Annotated in this window: 10 protein-coding genes; 6 read left to right on the top strand and 4 right to left on the bottom strand. The window is 70.4% G+C overall.

Annotated features, from left to right (window positions below):
- Both ACTWQJ_RS37865 and ACTWQJ_RS37870 read left to right on the top strand, forming a co-directional pair.
- A partial coding sequence (locus ACTWQJ_RS37865; protein WP_443310973.1) for a phosphatase PAP2 family protein occupies window positions 1–230 on the top strand: 230 nt, incomplete at its 5' end.
- 124 nt (window positions 231–354) lie between these two features.
- Window positions 355–1,671 carry a M48 family metalloprotease gene (locus tag ACTWQJ_RS37870; RefSeq protein WP_443310974.1) on the top strand — a complete coding sequence of 439 codons (1,317 nt, stop codon included), beginning with the start codon at window positions 355–357 and terminating at the stop codon, window positions 1,669–1,671.
- A 139-nt stretch (window positions 1,672–1,810) separates the two neighbouring features.
- Here the strand turns inward: ACTWQJ_RS37870 and ACTWQJ_RS37875 are convergent, their stop codons facing one another.
- Complete coding sequence (locus tag ACTWQJ_RS37875; RefSeq protein WP_443310975.1) at window positions 1,811–3,046, bottom strand: cytochrome P450; 1,236 nt, start codon at window positions 3,044–3,046, stop codon at window positions 1,811–1,813.
- A gap of 247 nt (window positions 3,047–3,293) precedes the next feature.
- On the opposite strand from ACTWQJ_RS37875, the gene ACTWQJ_RS37880 reads away from it, so the two are divergent.
- Window positions 3,294–4,463 carry a steroid 3-ketoacyl-CoA thiolase gene (locus ACTWQJ_RS37880; RefSeq protein ID WP_443310976.1) on the top strand — a complete coding sequence of 390 codons (1,170 nt, stop codon included), beginning with the start codon at window positions 3,294–3,296 and terminating at the stop codon, window positions 4,461–4,463.
- Here ACTWQJ_RS37880 and ACTWQJ_RS37885 read toward each other — a convergent pair.
- Window positions 4,447–4,728, bottom strand: a complete 282-nt coding sequence (locus ACTWQJ_RS37885) for a DUF397 domain-containing protein (RefSeq protein WP_443310977.1) — start codon at window positions 4,726–4,728, stop codon at window positions 4,447–4,449. The two genes, ACTWQJ_RS37880 and ACTWQJ_RS37885, sit on opposite strands and share 17 nt — an antisense overlap.
- Window positions 4,688–5,536: a helix-turn-helix domain-containing protein gene (locus ACTWQJ_RS37890; RefSeq protein ID WP_443310978.1), complete on the bottom strand. Its 849-nt coding sequence runs from the start codon at window positions 5,534–5,536 to the stop codon at window positions 4,688–4,690. The genes ACTWQJ_RS37885 and ACTWQJ_RS37890 overlap by 41 nt, the downstream gene beginning before the upstream one ends.
- 92 nt (window positions 5,537–5,628) lie before the next feature.
- Here ACTWQJ_RS37890 and ACTWQJ_RS37895 point away from each other — a divergent pair, with 92 nt between their 5' ends.
- Complete coding sequence (locus ACTWQJ_RS37895) at window positions 5,629–6,084, top strand: ATP-binding protein (RefSeq protein ID WP_443310979.1); 456 nt, start codon at window positions 5,629–5,631, stop codon at window positions 6,082–6,084.
- A gap of 165 nt (window positions 6,085–6,249) precedes the next feature.
- Here the strand turns inward: ACTWQJ_RS37895 and ACTWQJ_RS37900 are convergent, their stop codons facing one another.
- The gene (locus ACTWQJ_RS37900; protein ID WP_443310980.1) at window positions 6,250–6,591 is read right to left on the bottom strand and encodes a hypothetical protein; all 342 of its coding nucleotides are present in this window, start codon (window positions 6,589–6,591) and stop codon (window positions 6,250–6,252) included.
- A 185-nt stretch (window positions 6,592–6,776) separates the two neighbouring features.
- Here ACTWQJ_RS37900 and ACTWQJ_RS37905 point away from each other — a divergent pair, with 185 nt between their 5' ends.
- The gene (locus tag ACTWQJ_RS37905) at window positions 6,777–7,142 is read left to right on the top strand and encodes an effector-associated constant component EACC1 (RefSeq protein WP_443310981.1); all 366 of its coding nucleotides are present in this window, start codon (window positions 6,777–6,779) and stop codon (window positions 7,140–7,142) included.
- Window positions 7,139–9,842: caspase, EACC1-associated type (locus ACTWQJ_RS37910; protein WP_443310982.1), on the top strand; the 2,704-nt coding region annotated here is incomplete at its 3' end. The genes ACTWQJ_RS37905 and ACTWQJ_RS37910, both read left to right, overlap by 4 nt.

Raw genomic sequence — 9,842 nt, forward strand, 5'->3', positions numbered from 1 at the left:
GGAGGACGTGGATGAAAGCCCTGGGCATGCTCCACCCGTTCTTCACGCTCTCGGCGATCGTCGCGACCGGCAACCACTGGGTCCTCGACGCGGTCGGCGGAGCGATGGTGGTCGGCGCCGGGTTCGGGCTGGCATACGTGTTCCAGGGGCCGCGGGCGCGGACAACGGTCGCGGTGGCAGAGGCCGATGCGGAGCCCGTGGCAGAGGTGAAGCACCCCGCCGTGAGCTGATACCTGGTGCCACCCGCGTTTGTGTGACCGAAGGGGCTTTACGCCGGTGTGCCGACGTGATCAGCTTCGCCCTGTCATGAACAGCGCGGCCTCGGGGAGGGGCCGGGGATGGGGAGGGTGCGCAGTGCGTGCCGTCGGTGAAGAGGCGATACAGACGTGCCCGCAGTGCGGGGCGGAGATCCGGGCGGACCGGCGGTTCACCACGTGGTGCACCGCCTGCGACTGGAACGTCGACCCGGTGGACACCGGTGAACGGATCGGGCGCCTGGAGAGGCTGCGGCGCAGGCTGGCCCAGCGGCACGGCGAGAAACTGCTCGTCTCCATGACCGCCATGTCGTCGACGGCCTCGGAGAGCGGCGCGGGCGGGCGGCGACGCAGCGAGCGAGACGTCTTCGGCGCCCTGTCCTACGCCCTCGCACTGGCCGTGCACGGCGTGACCCTCGCCGTGACCGTGAGCGGACTCTGGCTACTCATCGCCGGCTGGGGCGGTTTCCTCATGGTGGCCGGGCTGGTGCTGCTGGCGCTGGCGTGGACCCTGCGGCCGAGACTCGTGCGGCTCCCCGAGGACGGCATCGTGCTGCGCCGCGACGACGCGCCCGAGCTGTACGCGCTGATCGACGAGGTCGCGCGGGTCGTGGGCACCCGGGGTGTGGACGCGGTCGTGATCGACGCCGAGATCAACGCCGGCGTGAGCACTCTCGGGCTGCGTGGCCGGCAGCTGATCGTGGGGCTGCCCCTGTGGGAGGTGCTCACCCCACAGCAGCGGATCGCCCTGCTGGGCCACGAGTTCGGGCGCTTCGTCAACGGGGACACGAAGCATGGTCTGGTCGTCGGAACCGCGTCCCGCTCGCTGGCTCTGTGGCACCACTACTTCGCGCCGATCCCGCACCCGACCACGTGGCTCCACATGCTCAGCAACCTTGCGATCCTGCCGCCCCGCCTCCTCTTCCAGGCCCTGCTCGCGGCGCTCGACCTGCTGATGCTGCGCGCCTCCCAGCGTGGCGAGTACCTCGCCGACACGGTGGCGGCCCGCGTCGGCTCGACCGACGCCGTGGTGGGTCTGATGGACCGCCTCCTGGTGACCGAGTCGGTCGAGATCACCCTGCGCCGGGAGGTCAACAGCAGGCGGATGGGGCGCCCCGGCCGTTCGGGCGCGAAAGACACCGGCGACGGGCTGTGGGAGGAACTCGCCGCCCGCATGGACGAGATCCCCGAGTCCGAATACGAACGCCGCCGCCGTGTCGGAGCCCGCCGCGGCCACAGCGTTGACACCACCCACCCGCCGACCCACCTGCGCCGCCGGCACCTGCTCCAGGGGGCGTCCCTGCCCGCGTCCGTCCGTACGGACGATGACCGCGACCGCCGTATCGCGGCGGAACTCGCCGCCGCGCGGGCGAAAGTGGCACGGGAGGTGATCAGGGACGGGCTGGACGGTGAGTGATGGCAAGTGACGCCACATGGTTGCGGGTCGCATCCCGCGCCGCCACCAGCCGTGCCCCAGTCGCTGCGACATCGCGGAATTCGAGGGAGGCAGAGGCGGGGCGTGAGGGATGGGGTTGCTTCTGCCTCCCTCGGGCACATCAGCCGGCGGTGACCCGGAGCTCCTTCACTCCGTTGATCCACGCCGAGCGCAGCCGGCGCGGGTCGCCCGCGAGGCGCAGGTCGGGCATCGCGTCGGCGATCGCGTTGAAGATGAGCTCGATCTCCAGGACGGCCAGCGACTTGCCCAGGCAGTAGTGGGGGCCGCCTCCGCCGAAGCCGAGGTGGGGGTTCGGGTCGCGGGTGATGTCGAAGGTGTCGGGGTCGGTGAAGACCTCGGGGTCGTGGTTGGCGGAGGAGTAGAAGATGCCGACCCGGTCGCCCTTGCGGATCAGCTTGCCGCCGAGCTCGGTGTCCTGCGTGGCCGTCCGCTGGAAGGAGACGACGGGTGTCGCCCAGCGCACGATCTCCTCGGCCGCCGTCTCCGGCCGCTCCCTCTTGTACAGCTCCCACTGGTCGGGGTGGGTGAGGAAGGCGTGCATGCCGTGCGTGATGGCGTTGCGGGTCGTCTCGTTGCCCGCCACGGCCAGCATCAGCACGAAGAAGCCGAACTCGTCCGAGCCCAGGTTGCCCTCGTCCTCCGCCGCGACCAGCGTGGTGACGATGTCCTTCGCCGGGCACTGCTTGCGGTCGGCGGCCATGTTCATGGCGTACGCGATGAGTTCGGTGGCCGACTCGGCGCCGACCTCCTCGGTGATGGCGTACTCCGGGTCGTCGTACGCGATCATCTTGTTCGACCACTCGAAGATTTTCGCCCGGTCGTCCTGCGGGATGCCGATCAGCTCGGCTATCGCCTGCAGGGGCAGTTCGCAGGCGACCTCGGTGACGAAGTCGAAGGGGCCCGAGTGGCCCCGGGCGTTCTCGACGATGGAGTGCGCCCGCGCCCGCAGCCGCTCCTCCAGCGCCCGGATGGCCCGCGGCGTGAACCCGCGCTGCACGATCTGACGGACCCGGGTGTGTTCCGGCGGGTCCATGTTCAGCAGGATCAGCCGCTGGGCGTCGATCGCGTCGCGCTCGATGTGCTCGTTGAAGCGGATGATCGCGGTGTTGAGGTACGAGGAGAAGAGCTCGGGGTGGGTGGAGACGTACTTGACGTCGGCGTGCCGGGTGACGGCCCAGTAGCCCTCGTCCTGGAAGCCGGCGAGCCCCGCGGGCTGAGCGATCCAGCGGACCGGTTCGACGCGGCGCAGTTCGGCGAACTCCGGGAGGGGCACACGGTGGTGCAGCAGATCGGGATCGGTGAAGTCGAACCCTTCGGGAAGCGCTGGACAGGGCATCGGCGGCTCCAGCCATCTGACGATGCGAGCTGATCTGACGGTGCATCAGAACACGGAATCGCCGTGAAGGTAGTAACGGGTTCTACAACTCGCAAGGGGTACGGCACCCCGAATTGGAGCCCAATCGCATGCAAGACCCTTGCGGTGATGTACGTCACGTCAGCAGACTGCACTCAGAACTAGAACACGTACTAGTTACTGGTTCTGGACCGGTTCTGCCTGGTTCCGGACGAGAGGACCCGCCCCCATGGCCGCCGAACCCGTGATCGTCGAAGCCGTCCGCACCCCCATCGGCAAGCGCGGCGGCGCGCTCGCCAACCTCCACCCCGCCTACCTCTTGGGCGAGACCTACCGCGAACTCCTCGGCCGCACCGGCATCCCCGCCGACTGCGTCGAACAGATCGTCGGCGGCACGGTCACCCATGCCGGCGAGCAGTCCATGAACCCCGCCCGCACGGCCTGGCTGACCGTGGGCCTGCCCTACGAGACGGCGGCGACGACGGTCGACTGTCAGTGCGGGTCCTCGCAGCAGGCGTCGCACATGGTGGCCAACATGGTCGCGGCGGGCGTCATCGACGTGGGGATCAGCTGTGGCGTCGAGGCGATGTCGCGGGTGCCGCTGGGGTCGGGGTCGAAGCACGGGCCGGGGAAGCCCTTCCCCGACGAGTGGAACGTCGACCTCCCCAATCAGTTCGAGGCGGCGGAGCGCATCGCGCGGCACCGTGGCCTCACACGCGAGAACGTCGACTCCCTCGGCCTCATCTCCCAGGAACGGGCCGCGAACGCCTGGTCGGAGGAACGCTTCAAGCGTGAGACGTTCGCCGTCCAGGTCCCCACGACGGAGGAGGAACAGCACGCCGGGCAGGGCATGTGGCGGCTGGTCGACCGGGACGAAGGCCTGCGCGACACGTCCATGGATGCGCTGGCGGGCCTGAAGCCGATCATGCCGACCGCAGTGCACACGGCGGGCAACTCCTCGCAGATCTCCGACGGCGCGGCGGCCATCATGTGGGCGTCCAAGCGGATGGCGCGCGCGCTGAAGCTGAAGCCGCGGGCGCGGATCGTGGCGCAGGCCCTGGTGGGCGCCGACCCGCACTTCCACCTCGACGGGCCGATCGACGCGACGAAGGCCGTACTGGGCAAGGCCGGAATGTCCCTGAAGGACATTGACGTCGTCGAGATCAACGAGGCGTTCGCGTCCGTGGTGTTGAGCTGGGCCCAGGTCTTCGAGCAGGACCTGGAGAAGGTCAACGTCAACGGCGGTGCGATCGCCCTCGGGCACCCGGTCGGAGCGACGGGCGCCCGCCTCATCACGACGGCACTGCACGAACTGGAGCGCACGGACAAGGAGTTCGCGCTGGTGACGATGTGCGCGGGGGGTGGGCTGGCCACCGGGACGATCATTCAGAGGCTGTAGCCCCGGCCCAGGAGACGAAGGCCGTGAAGGCGGTGGGGGCGAGGGTCAGCACCGGGCCGGTGGGGGTCTTCGAGTCTCGTACGGCGATGGTGGCGCAGGGGGCTTCGGCGATCTCCATGCAGTCGCCGCCTTGGTCGCCGCTGTACGACGACTTGCGCCAGGCCATGGGGCCGAGCGGCGCACACTCGACGCACTCGCCACCCTGGTCGCTGCTGTAACTGGACTTACGCCACCGGACCCCCGTCGGAACCGCGTTGCTCGCCATAGCGTTCCTCCATCACGCGCCGGATCAGCTCCGCCGAGTCCCTGAGGGAGAGCGCGGCGGCTTGGAGATGATCGTAACGGAGCGAGCAGTTCTTGACGGTGTCTGGGTTGGCGGTCGGATGCCCGCTGCCGTAACCCTCGGTGTAAACGATGGCCGGGTCACTCGTGAAGCGGAAGAGGGTGAATGAGCCTGTGAGTCCCGCGTGCGCTCCGGCCGTGAACGGCAGCACCTGGATGTTGATCCGGGAGTCGCTCTCGAAGGCCAACAAGTGGGCGAGTTGCTCCCGCATGACCCCCGGACCGCCGATCTCCTGGTACAGAGCGGCCTCGCTGAGGATCGTCCAGAAGACCGGCGGCTCCTCCTTCTCGAAGATGCGCTGACGGGCCAGTCGTACGGCGGTCCGGTCGTCGAGGGCGTTCTGGTTCAGCGTGCCAAGCGTGGCACGCGCGTACGCCGTGGTCTGGAGGAGCCCGTGGACCATGTGCATCTGAAAGGTGCCGATCTCGACGGCCCGCGCCTCCAACTCGGCCACCTGCCTGAACCAAGCCGGAAGTTGACTACGCATCACCAGATCAACGAGCCGGGACAGTAACCCACCCGTCCCCAACGCCGCATCCACCCGCTCGCTGAACTCCGGCGTCGGCAGCTTCCGTGCGGTCTCGATCTGCCCCACAAGAGAGCCGGTGTAGTTGATGATGTCCCCGAGCTGCCGTTGCGTCAGCCCGGCCGCTTCGCGATGTCGCCGCAGCTCGAAGCCGTAGTAGTCGAGCGGTGACGCACCCGGGTCGAGGACGTTGATGTGGGTCACGCACGGTCCCCTCTCGCGCAACTCCGTCCACAGCGGGACGTGTTGTATTCGTTCCGTAGCCCAGCGTAGTGACACCAGGCCAGCCTCATGGTGTGAACGAATACATTCCCGCGGCCTACCTGGCCCCCCGCCCCGTCCAGTACCGCATGCGCCTCACCGTGGGCGAGCACTCGGCGCGGCACATCCGCCGTATCGTCCGCTCGCTCCTCGCGGAGTGGGACATGTCGGAGCTGGCCGACGCCGTGGAACTCGCCGTGACGGAGCTGGTCGCCAACGTCGTACGCCACGTCCGGAACCGCCGCTGCACACTGCTGGTTCTGCGGCAGACGGAGGGCGTGAGGGTGGAGGTGACGGACAGCTCATCACAAGTCCCGCTGCTGCCCGGCGAGTTGTCACCGGACGCCGGGTGCGGCCGGGGCCTCGTCCTGCTGGACGCGATGGTCGACAAATGGGGTGTGGATCCCGTGACGGGGGGTGGCAAAGCGGTGTGGTTCGAGTGCTGGTGCGGAAAGACCTCTGAGGCAGGGCAGGATGCGGGCGGTCTGTGAGCAGGTCCGCGGGCACAGAGGGAGCGTTGGTGCTGAGACCGGAGGAGCTGTTCGAGAAGCTGCTGTCGGGCGTGCTGGGGCGGTGTCCGCAGACGGGGTGTACGGCGGTCGCCCACCGGTAGGGGAATCCGCAGGTGTGACACATCTGCCGGATGTGTCACATTTTTATGAGCTGGGCCTGCGGTGGGTGACGAACGCGGGGCCCGCGTACGGCCCTTGAGCAGGCGGGGCAGCAGCCGGGCGGTGCCGGCGTCCCAGCGGACGGGCTCCAGCACGAAGTTCTCGCGGACCGCGCCGCGGCGACGGGTGCGCGGGCGGGCGCCCGTCGCCTTGACCGGGCCCGGCGTCCGGCGAGTCCGGCTCTTTCATGTTGACGCCGAGGATCTCCTCGCCGCGGGCGGCGGTCTCGACCCCACCGGCCCGGCCCTCGCCGATCCGGTCGGCGGTCTCCCCGATGCCGATCCCGTAGTTGCGGACCGTGTTCGGGTTGCCGAGCGAGTCGCGCAAGGTGGGCGCGGGCTCGTGCTGCTGGAGGCGGTGGTCGACAAGTGGGGGGATCGCCGGGCGAGAGGCGGCAGGACCGTGTGGTTCGAATGTGGTCGGTGATCTGGAACGCGGTCCCTGGGATGGGTAGCCTCTCATCGCCAAGAACCGCGGATCGCGGTTGGGAGACGACGAGCGCACGGGGGCACATGCGTACCGTCATCACGGTGTGGCCGGACGGGGCCGAGGAACTGCGAGGCTGGCTGCTGGACGTGCCGGACCTTCGCGGCCGGATCCATCGGGACGAGCCCGCGACACCGCAGTCCGGCGCCATGGGACCGGCGACCGACGCGCTGGTCGCCTTGCTGGAGCCGGGTGGAGTTGCCGCGGTCTTCGCCGGGGCCACCGTCGCCTGGGTGCAGAGCCGCCGCAGCAATCACACCATCACCATCACCCGCTCCGACGGAAGCACGATCGAGATCACGACTCGGCAGACCCGCAACCTCAGTCCGCAGGAACTCGCCGAGTTGGCGGAACGGCTTGCGCGGCCGCCGGGTGAAGACCCACCGGCGTGACCGGCCACCTGGCGATTTCCGGTGCCTGCGCGGTGCTGATCGGCGCGGGCAGGCACGTTCCCGGGTCGAAGCTCTCCGACCTGCCCGCCGTGGACGCCACGCTGGACGATCTGCAGAAGGCGCTGCACGAGGTCTGCGGCATGGCGCCCGAACGCGTGACGCGGGTCCCGGGCGGTGCGGACCCCGCCGAGGTGGTGGCCGCAGTCGAGGAAGCCGCCGCGCAGGCGGCAGGGCCGCTGCTGCTCTACTACGTGGGACACGGCCTGCTCGGCCCCGGCGACGAGCTGTACCTGGCCACTCGCTCCAGCAGCTCCGCCCGGAACATCGCGCACGCCGTGCCGTACCGGACCCTGCGCGATCTGCTGGGGGAGGTGGGAGGGGGCAGCCTGGTCGTCCTCGACTGCTGCTTCTCCGGGCGGGGCAAGGTGCCACGGTCGGACGGCGGCATGCGGCAGCCGTTCGTCTCCGCCCTGCCGCGGGGCAGCTTCCTGCTCAGCTCGGCCTCGAACTATGAGCTGTCCTTCGCGCCCGAGGGCGAGCGGCACACCCTGTTCAGCGGGCGGCTGCTGCGCCTGCTCACGGAAGGTGACCCCGCAGGGCCGCCGTGGCTGACCGCGGACCGCCTCCACACGGCGCTGGACCGGGAGTTCGCCGACGACACGCGCGTCCGCCCGGCCCGGCAGAGCGAGGGGACGCTGGGCGAACTGGTCATCGCCCGCAACCGCGCCTACCGACTTCCGGACGGCCACGAGGCCGTCGAGCCGCCCGCCGACGTGCCCTGCCCCTACCCGGGCCTGGCACCGTTCCGGGCAGAGGACAGCGGCCACTTCTTCGGCCGTGACGAGCTGGTGGAACAGCTGCTGACGGCTGTCGGACGGCCCGGGAGAGAACCGGGTGAACCGGTCGTGGTGGTCGGCGCCTCGGGAGCGGGCAAGTCCTCCTTGCTGCGGGCGGGGCTGCTCGCGAGCCTCGAACGCCGCCACGCGGCCGACGGCAGCGAGGACCTCTGGCCCGCGCTGCTGCTCCCGACGCCCGGAGCCCACCCGATGGACGCGCTGTCCGAGGCATGGGCCGATGCCACGGGGCGCGAGACGCACGAGGTACGCACGGCACTGGAGGCAGGCCGCTTCCCGCCGCCGCGGGCCGACCGCGAGCCGTGCCGATTACTGGTCGTCGACCAGTTCGAGGAACTGTTCACGCACTGCCAGGACATCGGGGAACGCGACGCGTTCGTCGCCGTGCTGACGGCCGACGCCGGCGCCGCCCGCCCCCGGGTCGTGCTCGGACTGCGCGCCGACCACTACGGCAGTTGCCTGGCCCACCCGGAACTGGAGAGCGCCCTCGAACACGGCCAGGTGAACGTACCGCCGATGCGGGAGCGGGACCTACGAGCCGCCGTCGAGGAACCCGCCGCCGCGGTCGGGCTCGGCCTGGAACGCGGACTGACCGACCGGCTTCTGCACGACCTGAACGAAGGCCGCCTCGGCGACGTCGAAACGGGCGCGCTGCCCTTCCTGGCCCACGCCCTGCGCGAAACCTGGCGGGAGCGCAGCGGTACTCGGCTCACCCTCACCGGATACCAGGCCACGGGGGGCATCTGGCAGTCGGTGGCCAAGACCGGCGAAGCCCTGCACGAGTCGCTGGACGATGATGGCCGAAAGGCCCTGCGGGACCTGCTGCTGCGGATGGTGCACCTGCCTCCGGACGACGGCACCGGGGCCCGGGCGGGGATCCGGCGTCCGGTCCCGCTCGACTCTCTGCTGGACGGCCTTCCTCCCGGCGCGCGGAAGATCCGCGACCGGCTGGCCGAGGCCAGGCTGATCACCGTGGGCCAGGACACCGCGCAGATCGCCCACGAGGCACTGCTGCGCGCCTGGCCCCGGCTGCACGACTGGATCGAGGAGGACGCCGCCACGCTGCTGCGGCGGCAACAGCTGCGCACCGCCGCCGACGACTGGCGCGCCGCCGGCCGGGACGCCGCGTTCCTGCTCACGGGCAGCCGGCTGCAAGCCGCGCTGGAGCTACGCGATCCCGGCGGCCACGGGCCGCTGCCGGAGCGGGAGTCGGAGTTCCTGACCGCGAGCGAGGAGGCCGCCGAGAGCGCGCGCCGACGCGAGCGGCGGCGGGTCACGGTGCTGAAGACGGCGGTCGTGGCGCTGGTGATCGGCCTGGTGGCGGCGATCGGGTCGGCGGTGGTGGCGATACAGCAGGAGGAGAAGGCGCAGGAGCAGCGCCGGAGTGCCCAGAAACAGCGGGAGTTGGCCACGTACCGGGCGCTGCTGGCCGAGGCGCAGAACCTGCGCGGGACCGATCCGCGCACTTCGCTGGACCTGGGACTGGCCGCGCACGCGCTGCGTCCGACCGGTGAGTCTCGGCGGGTGATCTCCGAGACGCTGAGGGAGAGCCCGTTCCGGAGCCTCACGGTGCTGAAGACGGGCGTCTACACAACGGTGCTCGGCCCCGACGGACGGACGCTGGCCGCGGTGGATGCCGAGGGCGGCATGACGCTGTGGGACGTGGGCCGCGGGTCCGCACGCCGCACCCCGCTGGCCCGGCTGAACTGCCGGCCTTCCTCCGCCGCCGACGTGTCCTTCGGCGGCCTGGGCGGCACGATCCTGGCCGCCCGCTGCACGGAGGACACGCTGTCGCTCTGGGACCTCACCGGCCTGCACACCGGCACCGAGCAACGACGCCTGAACA

It is taken from the genome of Streptomyces sp. KR55, from assembly GCF_052245645.1.
Lineage (GTDB): Bacteria > Actinomycetota > Actinomycetes > Streptomycetales > Streptomycetaceae > Streptomyces > Streptomyces flavusporus.